Raw genomic sequence first — 16,166 nt, forward strand, 5'->3', positions numbered from 1 at the left:
GCATCGCGCCGGCCGGCGCGACGACCGTCGCGACGTGGGATCGGGCCGACGACGGGTGAAGACGACGCCGGCTGGGCTCACTCGGATCGCTCGCCGTCCTTGCGAGGCGGAACCCGAAGGCAATCCGCCGGACGCCGCCTCACAGGCGCAGCTCGACGCGCTCCCCGGACAGGAGCACGGCGTCGGGCCGGTGGCCGGTCTCGTCCGCGGCGAAGTCGACCGCATCCTTCCGGCTCCGGAACAGCCCTCCGGCGCGCCCGTGGATCTCGATGGCGACCCAGCGGCCCTCCGGGTCCTGGCCGACGACGAACCGGGCAGGGTCCGCGGCGGCGGTCTCGGCAGGGACGGCGGCGAGTTGGACGGTCGGAGGCATCACGGGTCGGGGGTTCGCGCGATCCGGCACGGACCGCGCGCTCAAGCTGGGCCGAGTCGCGTAAGGGTTCGAGCGGCAGGAAAGGCCGCTTCCATCAACGTCCCATCAGGATTCCAGCCCGGAGACGGTCCCGCGGGCGCCCATGAGGCGGCTCAGGGCAGGCTGCGGGCGGCCTCCAGCACCTCCTCGGCATGACCCGGCACCTTCACCTTGCGCCAGACCCGGGCGATGCGGCCCTCGCGGTCGATCAGCAGGGTCGTGCGCTCCACGCCCATGTACTTGCGGCCGTACATGCTCTTCTCGACCCAGACGCCGTAGGCCTCCAGCATGCCCTTGGCCTCGTCGGAGGCGAGCGGGAAGCCGAGCCCGTACTTCGCCCGGAACTTGTCGTGACTCTTCACCGAGTCCGGCGAGACGCCGATCACCCGGGCGTCGGCCGCCGCGAAGGCATCGGACAGGCCGTTGAAGGTCTGCGCCTCCAGGGTGCAACCGCTCGTATCGTCCTTGGGGTAGAAGTAGAGCACGATCTTGTGACCGCGCAGGGCCTCCAGGGCGATGGTCTCCCCGCCCGCTCCGGGTAACGAGAACAGAGGTGCGGCATCGCCGGGTTCGAGGGGCATCTCGCCTTCCTTTCGGCCGATTGATGGTGTGCCTGACCCCATGCACGCATCGCTCCGGACGCGCCATGCCGGAGAGGGCGAAATCCTGAGGAAAGACGCCCCGGGCGAACCGACCTCCGCCCGAACCTACGGGTGCAGCAGCGAACGAGTGATGGATCAGGAAACGGCCAGGACCCTGCTCCAGGAGGCGGTCGACATTGGGCCGCCCCGCAATGCGGCCTGCAAGCCGCCCCGTGGGCGCCGCCGCCGTGCCTGCCTGTTCACTGCGCTCGCCCTCGTCCTCCTGGTCGGGCTGGGCGGCGGGCTCGCCCTGTGGCGCCTGTCGCAGGGGCCGATGCGCATCGACGGCCTGACGCAGCAGGTGGCCGAGGCGGTCGCCGGCCGCTTCGGCCCGGGCTGGCGGGTGGCTCTGCGCGACAGCGCCCTCGAACTCGACGCGGAAAACTCCCTCGCCCTGCGGGTCGGCGGACTCGACATCTACAATCCCGACGGTGCCCTGGTCGTGCGCGCGCCCCTGGCGGTGGTGAGCCTCGACACCTGGAGCCTGCTGCAGCTGGCGGTGCAGCCCCGCTCCATCGAGTTCCGCGACATCCAGATGACCGCCCTCGTCCACGACGACGGCTCGATCGCCTTCGCGGCCTCCTCGCCCAATCAGGCGGATGCCGCCAAGCCCCACACCCTGCCCAGCGTGGATGCCGCCCGGGGCACCGTCTCGCCGGTCTCGGCGGCGGTCGCCTCGATCTTCGGCGTGGTGCTCGACCCGGCGGGCGTCATCGGCGCCCTCGACCGGGCGCGGATCACCAACGGTCGCCTCACCCTGATCGACGACGCCAACCATCAGGCGACCTTCGAGCGCGTCAACGGCCTGTTCCGCCGCGGCGCCAGCGACGGCGCGCGGGTGTTCGAGCTGCGCATCGACGGCCCCCACGGCGAGTGGCGCTTCGGCGGGCGCGTCCACGAGGCGGGGGAGGGCCGGCGCGCGGGCGTCATCACCCTGGACGACCTGCCGGTCACCGATCTCCTGCTCCTGTCCGGCCATTCGAAGATGCCGGTGGAAACCGACCTGAAGCTCTCGGCCAAGGCGGATGTGGCCCTGGTGGGCGGCCGCATCGAAACGATGCAGGCGGAGGTGAAGACCGGCGAGGGCCTGTTCCTCATCGACGAGAAGGACTTCAACCCCGTCGTCGTCGAGCAGCTGCGCGCCCAGGCCCGCTGGGACGAGGCGCAGCGCTCCCTCGACATCTCGGCCATCGACTACAAGGGCGGCGGCAACGAGGCCCACCTCACCGGCGCCTTCGCCATCGGCCATTCCGGCGCGCCGGAGGCCTGGACCCTGGACCTCGCCGGCAAGGACCTGCTGCTGCGCGGCGCCGCCCGCTCCGACCCGTCCTTCCGCGTCGGTTCGGTCACGGGGCGCGTGACCGGGCGCGACGGCGGGGTCAACATCGAGTCGCTCGTCTTCACCGGAGACAATCTGAACGGCCGCCTGAGCGGCACGGTCGGAACCCGGGCCGACGATGCGGGCCTGACCCTGCGCATCGGCGCCAGCGGCACCGACGGGCGCAAGGCCCTGCGGCTCTGGCCGGAGAACATCGCCCCGGCGGTGCGCAACTACCTCGTAGACGAGCTGCGCGGCGGCCGGCTCGATCAGGCCGACATCCAGATCGACATGAGCGGGCCGGAACTCGCCGCCGCGACCCGCGGCGACCCGATGCCGGACAACGCGCTCCGCGTCACCTTCGCGATCTCCGAGGCGGGGCTGACCATCTCGCAGGATGCGCCTCCGCTGAGCGGCGGCCGGGTCTCCGGGACGATCACCGGACGCAGCACCACGATCCAGAACGCCACGGCCGAGATCCGCCTCTCCGACAGCCGGGTGCTCTCGCTCTCGGACGGCTCCTTCCTGATCCGCGATCCCGAGCCGCACAAGGTCGTCGCCCAGGTCGGCCTGCGCCTCGCCGGCAGCGCGGATTCGCTGGCCGCGCTCCTCGAAACCCCGATGTTCCGGGGGCTGACCGGCGCCGATATCGACCCCTCCACGATCAAGGGCCGGGCCGACCTGCGCATCGACCTGCCGATCGATCTCAAGCACGTCCCCGAGCTCGCCGAGATGCCGGTGACGCTCACCGGCACGCTCACCGACCTCTCGATGGAGAAGGCGGTCGGCAAGGACCGCTTCGAGGCCGGCCGCTTCTCCGTCTCGTTCGACCGCAGCGGCTTTGCCCTGAAGGGCGACGGCCGGCTGCTCGGCGCGCCCGTCGCCATCGATCTGCGCCAGCCCAAGCCCGGCAGCCCGGGCGAGGCCGTGGTGACGCTCTCCCTCGACGACGCCTTCCGGGCCAAGCGCGGCCTGCCCACGGCGCCGCAGCTCGGCGGCGTCATCCCCGCCCGCGTGGTGGTGCCGGTGGGCCGCCCCGCCTCGGCGGGCAAGCCGCCCGCGCGGATCGAGGCGGACCTGACCCGGGCCTCGATCAACGGATTGCTGCCGGGCTGGAGCAAGCCCGTGGGCAAGGCCGGGCGCCTCGGCTTCACCCTGGTGGAGAGCGCGGGCGGCGGGATGGAATTGCGCGACATCGCCCTCGACGCGGCGCCCGCGCTCGCCCGGGGCAGCGCCACGATCTCGGCGGAGGGCAGCCTGGAGCGGGCGGACCTCACCAGCCTCAAGCTCTCGCCGGGCGACGACATGCGCGTCAGCCTCGACCGGGCGGGCTCGGCCTACAAGGTTGCCGTGAAGGGCGCGGTCGTCGATGCGCGCCCCTTCCTCAAGACCATGACCGGTCCCGACGAGAAGGGCGGGCGCGACGCGGGCAAGGAGATCGACGCCGACCTTTCCGCCAACATTCTGTCGGGCTTCAACGGCGAGTCGCTCACCAACGTGACCCTGAGGGCGAATCTCAAGGGTGGGGACGTGCGCACCGCCCAGTTCAAGGGCCGCTTCGGCGGCGCGCCCCTCAACGCCACCGTGGTGAAGGGCGAGCGCGGGCAGCCGCTGCTCAGCCTCGAATCCGCCGATTCCGGCGCGACCCTGCGCTTCCTCGACATCTACAAGCGGATGTATGGCGGGCGCCTCGCGCTCAACGTCTACCTCAACGACGGTCCCCAATCCGGCGTGGTCCAGATCAAGGACTTCGCCCTGCGCAACGAGCCCGCGCTCTCGAGCATCGTCGCCCAGGCGCCGCCTCCCGCGGACGGACGGCGCGCGGCGGCGAACGCCAACGATGTCGGCTTCGACAAGATGCGGGCGAACTTCGTCCGCAACGGCTCGCGGGTCAGCTTCTCGGACGCGGCGATCTCGAACGCGGCGATGGGCTTCACCGCGGGCGGCTGGCTCGACACCGCCAAGGAGCGCACGCAGATCGACGGCACCTTCGTGCCGCTCTACGGCCTGAACAACGTGGTGGCCCACTTGCCGCTGGTCGGCCCGCTGCTCGCGGGCGGCAGCAACGAAGGCCTGTTCGCGGTCAACTTCAACGTCTCGGGGCCGATCGCCAAGCCGACGGTGAACGTGAACCCGCTCTCGGCCGTCGCCCCCGGCTTCCTGCGCAAGCTCTTCGGCGCCGGCGGCGGCGACGCCCTCGCCAACGGGGCGGGGGCGCCGGAGCGGTAGGGGTGCCGCCCGCTCGGCTTGACCGTGTGAAGGGCTGCTGAGGGTGGGGAGCGGGCATTCGACCGAGGGGCCGCAAGGGACCGCATCGCCACTGGAAGCAGACGTTCGCTGTGACGCAGAGGCGCGGGCCTGGGCTCGCAGCGCTCCGCTCAACTGCGCAGTCGCGCAACATTATTTCATTTGAAATAACGCCGAAGCCTCTGAGGAGTTTGCCAAAGACGTTCGGCAGCGGTTTCAGCCGAAATTACTGTCAAGGTGACACATGTCGCAAATGGTCATCTTTGCTTGCTCCTATGTTGTAGAGGAAGGGGTATTTCTTTGTTAGTTTGTAACTAGAAATTAACTCGCAATAATTCCTACTTGTTGCGGAGAATTCCTATGAGAGCACTGGTTTGGCACGGCACTGAGGATATCCGCTGCGATACGGTCCCCGACCCCAAGATCGAGGATGAGCGCGACGCGATCATTAAGGTGACCACCTGCGCGATCTGCGGTTCGGATCTGCACCTCTACGACCACGTCATGCCCGGCATGGAGAAGGGCGACGTGATGGGCCACGAGTTCATGGGTGAAGTCGTTGAGATGGGAAAAGGGGTCAACGGCGCTCTTAGGAAAGGCGAGCGCATCGTTGTGCCGTTCACGATCATCTGTGGCGAGTGCGACCAGTGCAAGCGCGGCTACTTCTCCGTCTGCGAACGTTCGAACCGCAACAAGCATGTCGCCGACAAGGTCTTCGGACACACCACTGCGGGTCTATTCGGCTACACCCACCTCACCGGTGGCTACCAGGGCGGACAAGCCGAGTACGTCCGCGTGCCGTTTGCCGACAAGACCCACATCAAGGTGCCGGAGCACCTGAGCGACGAGCAGGTGCTGTTCCTCGGTGACATCTTCCCGACCGGCTGGCAGGCGGCGGTGCAAGCCGATATTCAGCCGACCGATACGGTTGCGATCTGGGGCGCCGGTCCGGTCGGCCAGATGACGTTGCGTTCCGCGCTTCTTCTCGGAGCCAAGCAGGTAGTCTGTATCGACAGCGTGCCGGAGCGCCTTGAGATGGCACGCGCGGGTGGGGCTATCACGATCGACAATTCGCAGGAGAGCGTGGTCGAGCGCCTCAATGAGTTGACCGGTGGCAAAGGTCCGGAGAAGTGCATCGATGCTGTCGGCATGGAGGCGCATTCGCCCCGGGCTCTGGAACACGCATACGACCGACTGAAGCAAGCTGTGATGCTGGAGAGCGACCGCGCCGCGGTGCTGCGCGAGATGATTTATGTCTGCCGGCCCGCTGGCATTCTCTCGATCCCGGGTGTCTACGGCGGCCTAGTCGACAAGCTGCCGATGGGAGCTCTGATGAATAAGGGGCTGACCATCCGCACGGGGCAGACCCACGTGAACCGGTGGACGGATGACCTCGTCAAGCGCATCGACGAGGGACAGATCGACCCCTCCTTCGTCATCACCCACCGGGTCGGGCTCGATCAAGGGCCCGAGATGTACAAGACCTTTCGCGACAAGAAGGACAACTGCATCAAGGTTGTACTTCGGCCCTGATTGGCTCCGTCGCTCGCCGTGCTGCGGCGGGCCTGCCACGCCTACCTCATTGCGGAACTGAGGAAGTCTGCATGTCCAATGCCATACCTCACCGCGACAGGGACCGCGCGCCCGTGACCTCTTCCCTGCCGAGTTACCTCACCTCGGACCCGCGCCGTAGACCGGATCCCGCAACCAGGGAACTCGCCCAAGGTCTGGGCTGGTTTTCGATCGGCCTCGGTCTGACTGAAGTAACGTTCGGCGGTGCCATGGCCCGCTGGCTCGGAATGCCGCGCGCGGCCCCGGTCATCCAGGCCTACGGGGTGCGCGAACTCATACAAGGTGCCGGGATCTTGGGCTCGCGAGATCCGACACCGTGGATCTCGGCACGTGTCGCGGGAGACGCGCTCGACATCGCCACCGTCCTGCCAGGGCTTGAGGGCCATAATCCGCACAAGGACAACGTGCTGATCACCCTCGTGGCTTTGATCGGCGTGACAGCCATAGACGTGATCTGTGCGCAAAACCTTTCCGGGGCGCCTCTCAACCCTTCCCAGAAGATCCAGCAGGATTACCGCCGCCGCAGCGGCTTTCGCCGTCCCGCGAAGGCAATGCGAGGGGTGGCACGCGACTTCAAGCCGCCCCCTGATATCATCGGACCGGAGGCAATGCGTCCCTGGACACTGACCAACGCCTGAAGCTCAGAAGGATGGCGAGCATGATGCTGCCTATCCTTGAACAGGCGTTGGGCGCGCTCGGCATGGGCCTCGTCCTCGCCGATATTTTCCTGACGGTCCTCTATGCGCGCATCGGGACAGGCCTGATCGCGGACAGGGTTGCCCATCTCACCTGGGCAATCTTCCGTCGTGCCGCCGGTAGGTTCGGGCAGAGGCGGGACGCCGTGCTCTCCTTCTGCGGCCCGGTCATCCTCATCGCCTACGTCCTGCTCTGGGCACTGGGGCTGACCCTCGGAGCCGGCCTGATCATCCACCCCGCGCTCGGGACCGCCGTTCGAGCGAGCACCGGGGAGACGCCGGCCGACTTCATGACCGCCCTCTATGCCGGCGGTAGCAGCATGGCGATCGTAGGAGCTAGCGACTTCAAGCCGGTCACGGACGCCTATCGCGCCCTCTATCTCGTGAACTCGCTCGTTGGGATGTCGGCGACGTCGTTGGTTCTTACATACGTCATGCAGGTTTACAGCGCGCTTCGGCAGCGCAACGCGCTCGGATTGAAATTGCATCTATTGGCGGGTGAAACGTCGGATGCCGCCGAACTCCTGGCGCGGCTCGGGCCACAGGGGCAGTTCAGCTCAGGTTACAGCCACTTAGCCGACGCCGCGGCATCCATGGCCGAAATGAAAGAGACGCACCACTTCTATCCTGTGCTGTTCTACTTCCGCTTCCGGCAGCCTTTCTACTCGGTCTCAGCACAGGCATTTATCGCTCTCGACACCGTGTCACTGATCCGCAGTGGGATCGCAGACCGGCAGGCGGCATGGCTGAAGGAAACCGCCGCTGTGGATGCAATCTGGCGCGTTGCCATGCTGCTCGTCGTCACGCTTGAAACGACGTTCTTACCGGGAGACCCGCCCGCTCCAGCCGACGTGAACAACGTTGAGAGCGAGGCTTGGTGCAACCGCTTCGCAGCGGCTCTCAGGCGCCTTTCGGCAGCTGGCGTAGAAACAATGCCCAGCGAGGCAGGGGCGGAGACTTACCTCGCGCAAAGGGCACAATGGCAGCCGCATATCGCGCGACTGGCACCCGCGATGGCCTACCACATCCACGACTTCGAACCCGGCGGCCAGAAGCGCAGATGATGCGCTGATGATGTGCTGTGGCCCGGACGGTGGGTGAGCTCTTTCAGTGGAATGGGTCGACACTCTGGAACGTCACCACCCTTGAAGCTCCAGAACTAATTGCAACTACCAAGCCCCTCCGTCTCGCCGGCAGAGGCCACGGAGGTCCGCTGTGCCTTCGTTAGTAGCCCTTCATTGCTGGCATGCCGAACGGCTTCTCTGGGTCGAAAGCAGCCCCTCGTAACGACAAGACGATCGGAACCAGCCTCCGGCGTCCTCGAGAATGGCGCCCCGCTCGTTCCGCTGCATCCGTCAAGCACGGCGGCGGCGGATCGCTTCACCGACGCGCGAGACGATGGGGAGGATGGCCCGCACCGTCATCGCGCGGACAGCGCAGGCAATCGAGCGGTGCGGCGCTCCGGGATGGTCGCCGCGCGCCGCCGCGAAAGGCCTATTCCGGCCGCAGCAGCACGTGCTTCTTGCGCCCGAAGGAGAGCTTGATCACGCCCTCCGCGGTCAGGTCGTCAGAGCGCAGCACCGCCCGCTCGTCCGTCAGCGGCACGTCGTTGACCCGCAGGCCCCCGCCCTTGATCTGGCGGCGCGCCTCGCTCGTGGAGGGAACGAGCCGCGCATGCTCCGGCCCGAAGGCCGTGAGCACGCCGAGCCCGGCCTCCAGCACCGCGCGCGGGACGGCGACGCTCGGCAGCGACTCCGCGAGCGTGCCCTCCACGAAGGTCTTGCGGGCCGTCTCCGCCGCCTGCTGCGCCGCCTCGGCGCCGTGCATCAGCCGGGTCGCCTCGGTGGCGAGCACCGTCTTGGCCTCGTTGATCTCGGCGCCCTGCAGCGCGGCCAAGCGCTCGATCTCGGCGAGCGGCAGCAGCGTGAACAGCTTGAGGAAGCGGGCGACGTCGGCATCCTCGGTGTTGCGCCAGAACTGCCAGTAATCGTAAGCGCTGAGCAGGCCCGCATCGAGCCAGACCGCGCCCGCGGCGGTCTTGCCCATCTTGGCGCCGGAGGCGGTGGTGAGCAGCGGGCAGGTCAGGCCGTAGAGCTGGGGCGTGCCCATGCGCCGGCCGAGATCGATGCCGTTGACGATGTTGCCCCACTGGTCCGAGCCGCCCATCTGCAGGCGGGTGCCGAGGCGGCGGTTCAGCTCGACGAAGTCGTAGGACTGGAGGATCATGTAATTGAACTCCAGGAACGAGAGTTCCTGGTCGCGCTCCAGCCGCATGCGCACGCTGTCCATCGACATCATGCGGTTGACCGAGAAGTGCCGGCCGATGTCGCGCAGCATCTCGATGTAGTTGAGTTGGGTCAGCCACTCGGCGTTGTCGACCATCACGGCCGCGTTCCCGCCCTCGCCGAAGCTCAGGAAGCGCGAAAAGGTCTTCTTGATCCCCTCCTTGTTGGTCTCGATCTGCTCGAGCGAGAGGATCTTGCGCGACTCGTCCCGGCCGGACGGATCGCCGACCCGGGTGGTGCCGCCGCCCATCAGCACGACGGGCCGGCCGCCGGTCTGCTGCAGCCAGTGCAGCATCATGATCGAGAGTAGGTGGCCGACATGCAGCGAGGCCGCCGTGCAGTCGTAGCCGGTATAGGTCGTCAGCCCGCCCTCGGCCGCCAGCGCGTCGATGCCGGCGAGATCGGAGGCCTGATGGATGTAGCCGCGCTCCTGCAGCACCCGGATGAAGTCGGATTTCGGCGCGAAGCTCTCGGCGGTCATCGTGGTCGGTCTCGGGCTGTTGTCGAGCGGCGCGACAGGGGCGCGGCCGGAATGCTATCCCGGGGAGGGGAAGCGCTCGCGCGGGCTCTTAGCAGGGCGGGCCGCGAAAGGCACGGGGAGAGGGGCGGCGATGGCGATGAAGCGCGCGATCGGCCTGATGAGCGGCACCTCGCTGGACGGGATCGACGTGGCGCTGATCGAGAGCGACGGCGAGCGCATCCGGGTCGTGAAGTCCGCCAACGGCTTCATCGCACCGCTCGGCCCGACGGGATATCGCGGCTACGGCGAGGACGAGAAGGCGCTCCTGCGCGAGGCGACCCGCGATGCGGAAGGCATCCGCGATCGGCATGAGCGGCCCGGCCGCCTGCGGCAGGCGGAAGACTTCGTCACCCTGGCCCATGCGGAGGCGATCGAAGCCTTCCTGGCGCAGAACGATCTGCGCCCGGAAGAGATCGACGTGATCGGCTTTCACGGGCAGACGGTGATCCACCGGCCCCGCCTCGGGCTCACCGTGCAGATCGGCGACGGCGCGGCGCTGGCCCGGCGCCTCGGCGTCCGGGTGGTGTCCGACCTGCGCGCCAACGACGTGGCGCGGGGCGGTCAGGGTGCGCCGCTGGTGCCGGTGTTCCACAAGGCGCTGGCCGAGGCCGCCGGCTTTGCCGGGCCGCTCGGCATCCTCAACATCGGCGGACTCGCCAACGTCACCCTGATCGATTCGGACGGCGGCGTGCTCGCCTTCGACACCGGGCCGGGCAACGGCCCGATCAACGACTGGATGAAGGAGCGCGAGGGACGGGATTTCGACGAGGCGGGCGCCACCGCCGCCCGCGGCCGCGTGGACGAAGACCTGCTCGAAAACCTGCTCGGCCATCCGCTGATCCTGCGCGCACCGCCCAAATCCCTCGACCGGAACTGGTTCTCGCACCGGCTCGCCGGCTACCTCACGATCGAGGACGGCGCGGCGACGCTGACCGCCTTTGCCGCGCACGCGGTCGCCCGCAGCCTCGCCTTCGCGCGCGAGCGCCCGACCCGCTGGATCGTCGGCGGCGGAGGCGCGAAGAACCGCACGCTGATGGCGATGCTGGAGCGGCTGCTCGAGGCCGAGGTGATGAATGCCGACGCGATCGGCTGGTCCTCGGACTTCCTGGAGGCACAGGCCTTCGCCTATCTGGCGCTGCGCTCCCTGGAGGGGCTGCCGCTCACCTATCCGACCACCACGGGCGTGAGCGCCCCGGTCACGGGCGGGATCGTCTCGGAGCCGTGACTCTCGGCCACGCCCTGCGCCGCATCGTCGAGGAATATCCGCTCGCGCGCACCGATCCGCCGGCCGGGCACCCGCTCGCGCACGTGATCCGCAAAGGGGCGCCGGACGAGCTGCGCCGGGCGCTTACCCCACTGGGCGGTCCCTTCCTCGTCAAGGGCAGTCCGGGCCGCGGCAGCCGCTGGGCGGCCGTGCCCTGGCTCGCGGTGTTCGATCCGGCGGTGACGACGAGCGCGACCCGCGGCTACTACCTCGTCTACCTCTTCCCCGCCCATCGCGACGCGGTGCATCTCTCCCTGGCGCAGGGAACGGTGGCGGCGATCCGCGCGCACGGGCCGCGCTCGGGCGCGTACCTGCGCGAGAGCGGTGCGCGGTTGCGGAAGCGGCTCTCGGATTTCGCGGCCGACCTGCCGGAAACGTCGATCACCCTCGGCAGCGCGGGCGCGTTGCCGGAGGGCTACGAGGCCGCCCACATCCTCGGGCTGACCTACGATCTCGGTGCGCTGGCCGACGAGCGGCGCCTGCACGCCGATCTCGCCACGGGGATCGCGGCCTACCGCGCTCTGAAGGCGCGGGGCGGGGTCAGGGCGTGACGGGCCGCGAACCCCTTTGGACAAACCCCGTTGGACATGCGTGCGGCCACAAATTGAGCATGTGCGGCGACAGGGCAGCTGACGTGCGCAGCTCGAATTTGTGCCGTCTTTCAAGCCGCGCTAAGGCACGCGCACCATGTCCCACAACAGCTTCGGCCACCTGTTCCGCGTCACGACCTTCGGCGAGAGCCACGGGGTCGCTCTCGGCTGCGTGGTGGACGGCTGCCCGCCCGGCCTCGCGCTGGAGGCCGACGAGATCCAGGCCGAACTCGACCGGCGCAAGCCCGGCCAGTCACGCTTCACCACGCAGCGGCGCGAGCCCGATCAGGTGAAGATCCTGTCGGGCGTGTTCAGCGACGACCGCACCGGCGGGCGCCAGCTCACCACGGGCACGCCGATCGCGCTGATGATCGAGAACACCGATCAGCGCTCGAAGGACTATTCCGAGATCCGCGACAGCTACCGGCCCGGCCACGCCGACTACACCTACGACGCTAAGTACGGCATCCGCGACTACCGCGGCGGCGGGCGCTCCTCCGCCCGGGAGACCGCGGCGCGGGTCGCGGCGGGCGCGGTCGCGCGCAAGGTGATCCCCGGCATCACCATCCGCGCCGCCCTGGTGCAGATGGGCCCGCACGGGATCGACCGCGCGAACTGGGACTGGGCCGAGGTCGGCAACAACCCGTTCTTCTGCCCCGACCCGCAGGCCGCCGCACGATACGAAACGTATCTCGACGAAATTCGAAAAAGCGGCTCCTCGGTCGGCGCGGTGATCGAGGTGGTGGCCGAGGGCGTGCCCCCCGGTCTCGGCGCGCCGGTCTACGGCAAGCTCGACGCGGATCTCGCCGCGGCAATGATGTCGATCAACGCGGTCAAGGGCGTCGAGATCGGCGACGGCTTCGCGGCCGCGGCGTTGCGCGGCGAGGACAATGCCGACGAGATGCGCGCCGGCAACGACGGGCGCCCGCGCTTCCTCGCCAACCATGCCGGCGGCATCCTCGGCGGCATCTCCTCGGGCGGGCCGGTGGTGGTGCGCTTTGCCGTGAAGCCCACCTCCTCGATCCTGACCCCGCGCCGGAGCGTGAACCGCGACGGCGGCGAGGTCGATCTGATCACCAAGGGCCGCCACGATCCCTGCGTCGGCATCCGCGCCGTCCCCGTCGCCGAGGCGATGATGGCCTGCGTGCTCGCCGACCATTTCCTGCGCCACCGCGGTCAGGTCGGCTGATCGCCGGCCCGCTGCCAGAAGCGAGACGTATCCCTGTGTCCCACTGCACCGTCACCGAGGCCATCGAAGCCTTCGCCCGCGGCGAGATCGTGGTCGTCACCGACGACGACGACCGCGAGAACGAGGGCGATCTCGTCGTCGCCGCCTCGCTCTGCACGCCGGAGAAGATGGCGTTCATCATCCGCAACACCTGCGGCATCGTCTGCGCGCCGATCACCCTCGACGAGGCGCGCCGCCTCCATCTCGACCCGATGGTGGCCTCGAACGACGCGCCGCTCGGCACCGCCTTCACCGTCACCGTGGACGTGCGCCACGGGCTGACCACCGGCATTTCGGCCGAGCAACGCTGCAACACGGTGCGGGCGCTGGCCAACGGCAACATGGGCGCGGGCGACTTCGTGCGGCCGGGCCACGTCTTCCCGCTGATCGCCCGCGACGGCGGCGTGCTCATGCGCTCCGGCCATACCGAGGCCGCGGTCGACCTGTGCAAGCTCGCCGGCCTGCCGCCGGTCGGCGTGATCTGCGAACTCGCCAACGACGACGGCACCGTGATGAAGGGGCCGCAGATCGACGACTTCTCGCAGCGCCACAGCCTCAAGCGCGTCTCGGTGGCCGACCTGATCGCCTACCGGCAGGCCCGCGACCGGCTGGTGGAGCGGGTCGGCACCTTCCCGGTCAAGACCGAGTTCGGCGCGATGACGGGCTACGCCTACGTCACGCCGTTCGAGCCGATCCAGCAATTCGCCTTCGTGCACGGCCCCATCGGCGACGGCCGCAACATGCCCGTGCGCCTGCACCGCTCCAACGTGGTCGCCGACGTGATCGAGGGCGGGCGGCAGATCGAGGCGGTGATGCGCCGCTTCGCGGGGGAGGGCCGCGGCATCCTCGTCTACCTGCGCGACGGCACGGCGGGCGTTCCGCTCAACCGCTACGCGGAGGAGGGGGCCGAGGCGCAGCGCGTGCGCCAGTGGCGCGAGGTGGGCCTGGGCGCGCAGATCCTGCGCGATCTGGGCGTCGTCTCCATCCGCAACCTGTCCTCGTCGTCCCGCTCCTATGTCGGCCTGTCGGGCTTCGGGATCGAGCTGGTGAGCGAGGAGCCGCTGGAGGGCTGACGCGGACCCCGGGGGGCGGCCCTTGCGGACAAGCGCGGCCGTTCCCAGCTCCTCGAGAGGTGGTCGGTCCGATCACCGGTTGTGGACGAAGGAGCGCGCATGGGTCTGGTCAACTGTCCCGCCTGCGATCACCGCATCTCCGAGAAGGCCGTCGCCTGCCCGTCCTGCGGGCATCCCGGCGGCGGGCCGGACCGGCACGGCGTCGTGCCGGCCCTGAGCCGCGTCGCCGGAACCACCATCTCCGTCAACGCCGTGACCGGGGCGATCCTCGGCAGCGTGATGTTCCTCAGCGCCGCCGCCGTGCTCATCACCCTGATCCTCGCCCACCGATAGGCCGCCCGGCCGGGGCGGTGCCGGCTCACCGCCCCATCAGCGCATCCATGTGGGCGGCCACCGAGCGGCCGAGCCCGTCCAGGCTGTAGCCGCCCTCCAGGATCGAGACGATGCGCCCGCCCGCGTGGCGATCGGCCACCTCCATCAACTTGCGCGTCGCCCAGCCGAAATCCGCCTCGTCGAGCTGGATATTGCCCAGCGGGTCGAGCTTGTGCGCGTCGAAGCCCGCCGAGATGATGATCAGGTCCGGCGCGAAGGCTTCCAACCGCGGCAGGATCCGCGCCTCGAACGCCTCGCGAAACACCTCGCTGCCGTCGAAGGCGTTGAGCGGCGCGTTGACGATGGTGTCGTGATCGCCCCGCTCCCCCGTCGCGCCCGTGCCGGGAAACAGCGGCATCTGGTGGGTCGAGGCGTACATCACGTCCCGGTCGGCCCAGAAGATGTGCTGCGAGCCGTTGCCGTGATGGACGTCCCAATCCACCAATGCGACCCGGGAAGCGCCGTGCGCCTTGCGGGCGTGGCGCGCGGCGATGGCCGCGTGGTTGAACAGGCAGAAGCCCATGGCGCGGGAGATCTCGGCATGGTGGCCGGGCGGGCGCATGGCGACGAAGGCGTTGGTGCTCTCGCCGCGCATCACCGCATCGACCGCGTGGTTCGAACCGCCCACCGCGTGCAGGCAGGTGTCGAGCGTGCCCGGGGACATCATCGTGTCGCCGTCGATCTGGAAGAAGCCCTCGGTGGGGGAGGCCGCCACGAGCGCCTCGACGAAGGCGGCCGGGTGCACGAGTTCGACGACGGAGGTCTCGGCCTTCGGCGCGTGGCAGCGCACCAGGGGCGCGAAGCGCTCGTGCTCCAGCGCGCGCTCCACCGCCTGCATGCGGGCGGGGCGCTCGGGATGGCCGGTCGGGACGATGTGTTCGACCGCGCTCGGATGGGTGACGTAAAGGGTACTCAGGGTCGTTTCTCCCGGGTGCGGCGCCGGTGGCCCGGAGCGCGACGAGACCGTCTGGTCGCGGTCCGCCCCGCGGATGCGGGTCAGCCCTCGTCCATCGCCGATGCGACAGGTCCCGGTTCCGCCGGGCCTGCCGCCGTTGTTCTTGGGACCGGAGCTTGTCGCCGTTGTCGTCGGCGCGCAACAGCTTGAAATCGTTCTTCGCGCGGGAAGTCGGGATTCCACACCGCGAAGACCGCCCGGCCCCAGCTTGGCCATAAAGCCTTCGTCACACTCGCTGGTTGCCCTCGCACGACCGGCCCCGCCATGCGCCCTCCGTCCGCCCTCGTCCTCCTCGCGGGCCTCGCGCCGCTGGCCGCCTGCCAGTCGTCGCAGACGGCACAGATCGCGCCGGCCGTCGCCTTGCCCGCCGTGCCGGTCCAGACCGCCGCCCTTCCGCCCGTTCCACCCCTGCCGCCGGGACCGGAGCGGGATGCGGCCTGGATGAAGCTGACGCCGCAGGCCCCCGTCGATCCGGCGATCGCCCGGGCGATCGTGGATTTCCCGACCCGGGAGCCGGTGGGCACCATCGTGGTGGGGACCGCCGAGCGGCGGCTCTACCTCGTCCAGCCCGGCGGCAAGGCCCTGCGCTACCCGGTCTCGGTCGGCCGGGAGGGCCAGTCGTGGACCGGCACGGCGGAGATCGACCGCAAGCTCGAATGGCCGGACTGGAACCCGGCCCCCGAGATGATCGGCCGGCGGCCCGACCTGCCGGGGCGCCTGGAGGGCGGCCCTTACAGCCCGATCGGCGCCCGCGCCCTCTACCTCGCGCAAGGTCGCAAGGACACGCTCTACCGCATCCACGGCACCAACGAGCCGGAGACGATCGGGCAGGCGGTCTCCTCGGGCTGCATCCGCATGCTCAACGAGGACGTGATGGATCTCTACGCGCGCGTGCCGGTCGGGACGCGGGTCGTGGTTCGCTGAAGAGAGTCTTACTTTTGGGAAGCAAGATTTCCGAAAGGCTCATTCGTGAGCCTGCGTTTACCTGAACACG

General features: G+C 69.1%; 14 protein-coding genes. 10 read left to right on the forward strand and 4 right to left on the reverse strand.

All coding sequences use genetic code 11. The annotated features are described in order from the left end of the window. Positions 1–139: 139 nt before the first annotated feature. Together ACPCJR_RS02925 and ACPCJR_RS02930 are read right to left on the reverse strand one after the other, a co-directional pair. A complete protein-coding gene (locus ACPCJR_RS02925; RefSeq protein WP_391510769.1) occupies positions 140–373 on the reverse strand; it encodes a hypothetical protein in 234 nt (77 codons plus the stop codon). A 152-nt stretch (positions 374–525) separates the two neighbouring features. Next, positions 526–993 carry a peroxiredoxin gene (locus ACPCJR_RS02930; protein ID WP_391510768.1) on the reverse strand — a complete coding sequence of 156 codons (468 nt, stop codon included), beginning with the start codon at positions 991–993 and terminating at the stop codon, positions 526–528. Between the two features lie 151 nt (positions 994–1,144). Here ACPCJR_RS02930 and ACPCJR_RS02935 point away from each other — a divergent pair, with 151 nt between their 5' ends. From ACPCJR_RS02935 to ACPCJR_RS02950, 4 genes are all read left to right on the forward strand, one after another. Beyond that, positions 1,145–4,600 carry an AsmA-like C-terminal region-containing protein gene (locus ACPCJR_RS02935; RefSeq protein WP_391510767.1) on the forward strand — a complete coding sequence of 1,152 codons (3,456 nt, stop codon included), beginning with the start codon at positions 1,145–1,147 and terminating at the stop codon, positions 4,598–4,600. Positions 4,601–4,978: 378 nt separating this feature from the next. Next, entirely contained in the window at positions 4,979–6,151 is a 1,173-nt protein-coding gene (locus ACPCJR_RS02940) for a zinc-dependent alcohol dehydrogenase (protein WP_391510766.1), read from the forward strand. Between the two features lie 71 nt (positions 6,152–6,222). Further along, positions 6,223–6,828, forward strand: a complete 606-nt coding sequence (locus ACPCJR_RS02945) for a cyclase dehydrase (RefSeq protein ID WP_391510765.1) — start codon at positions 6,223–6,225, stop codon at positions 6,826–6,828. 23 nt (positions 6,829–6,851) lie between these two features. Further along, positions 6,852–7,949, forward strand: coding sequence for a two pore domain potassium channel family protein (locus ACPCJR_RS02950; protein ID WP_391511210.1), 1,098 nt, complete (start codon positions 6,852–6,854; stop codon positions 7,947–7,949). A 430-nt stretch (positions 7,950–8,379) separates the two neighbouring features. On the opposite strand, the gene tyrS is transcribed toward ACPCJR_RS02950, so the two are convergent. Continuing rightward, positions 8,380–9,651 (reverse strand): tyrosine--tRNA ligase, encoded by a 1,272-nt coding sequence (tyrS, locus tag ACPCJR_RS02955; protein ID WP_391510764.1) that lies wholly within the window; start codon positions 9,649–9,651, stop codon positions 8,380–8,382. Positions 9,652–9,781: 130 nt separating this feature from the next. On the opposite strand from tyrS, the gene ACPCJR_RS02960 reads away from it, so the two are divergent. The 5 genes from ACPCJR_RS02960 (at position 9,782) to ACPCJR_RS02980 (ending at position 14,178) form a co-directional block, all read left to right on the forward strand. Further along, positions 9,782–10,915 carry an anhydro-N-acetylmuramic acid kinase gene (locus ACPCJR_RS02960; RefSeq protein ID WP_391510763.1) on the forward strand — a complete coding sequence of 378 codons (1,134 nt, stop codon included), beginning with the start codon at positions 9,782–9,784 and terminating at the stop codon, positions 10,913–10,915. Then, a complete protein-coding gene (locus tag ACPCJR_RS02965; RefSeq protein WP_391510762.1) occupies positions 10,912–11,505 on the forward strand; it encodes a DUF3578 domain-containing protein in 594 nt (197 codons plus the stop codon). Before ACPCJR_RS02960 ends, ACPCJR_RS02965 begins: the two co-directional genes overlap by 4 nt. A 136-nt stretch (positions 11,506–11,641) precedes the next feature. Next, the gene (gene aroC / locus ACPCJR_RS02970) at positions 11,642–12,733 is read left to right on the forward strand and encodes a chorismate synthase (RefSeq protein WP_391510761.1); all 1,092 of its coding nucleotides are present in this window, start codon (positions 11,642–11,644) and stop codon (positions 12,731–12,733) included. A gap of 35 nt (positions 12,734–12,768) precedes the next feature. After that, complete coding sequence (ribB, locus tag ACPCJR_RS02975) at positions 12,769–13,845, forward strand: 3,4-dihydroxy-2-butanone-4-phosphate synthase (RefSeq protein ID WP_391510760.1); 1,077 nt, start codon at positions 12,769–12,771, stop codon at positions 13,843–13,845. A 99-nt stretch (positions 13,846–13,944) separates the two neighbouring features. Further along, complete coding sequence (locus ACPCJR_RS02980; RefSeq protein ID WP_391510759.1) at positions 13,945–14,178, forward strand: hypothetical protein; 234 nt, start codon at positions 13,945–13,947, stop codon at positions 14,176–14,178. Positions 14,179–14,203: 25 nt separating this feature from the next. Here ACPCJR_RS02980 and ACPCJR_RS02985 read toward each other — a convergent pair whose 3' ends face one another. Then, entirely contained in the window at positions 14,204–15,133 is a 930-nt protein-coding gene (locus ACPCJR_RS02985) for a histone deacetylase family protein (protein ID WP_331289054.1), read from the reverse strand. Positions 15,134–15,436: 303 nt separating this feature from the next. Between ACPCJR_RS02985 and ACPCJR_RS02990 the strand changes: the two genes are divergently transcribed. Continuing rightward, positions 15,437–16,096, forward strand: coding sequence for a L,D-transpeptidase (locus ACPCJR_RS02990; protein ID WP_391510758.1), 660 nt, complete (start codon positions 15,437–15,439; stop codon positions 16,094–16,096). The last annotated feature ends 70 nt before the right edge of the window (positions 16,097–16,166 follow it).

Source organism: Methylobacterium sp. NPDC097929, from assembly GCF_049543375.1.
Classification (GTDB): Bacteria; Pseudomonadota; Alphaproteobacteria; order Rhizobiales; family Beijerinckiaceae; genus Methylobacterium.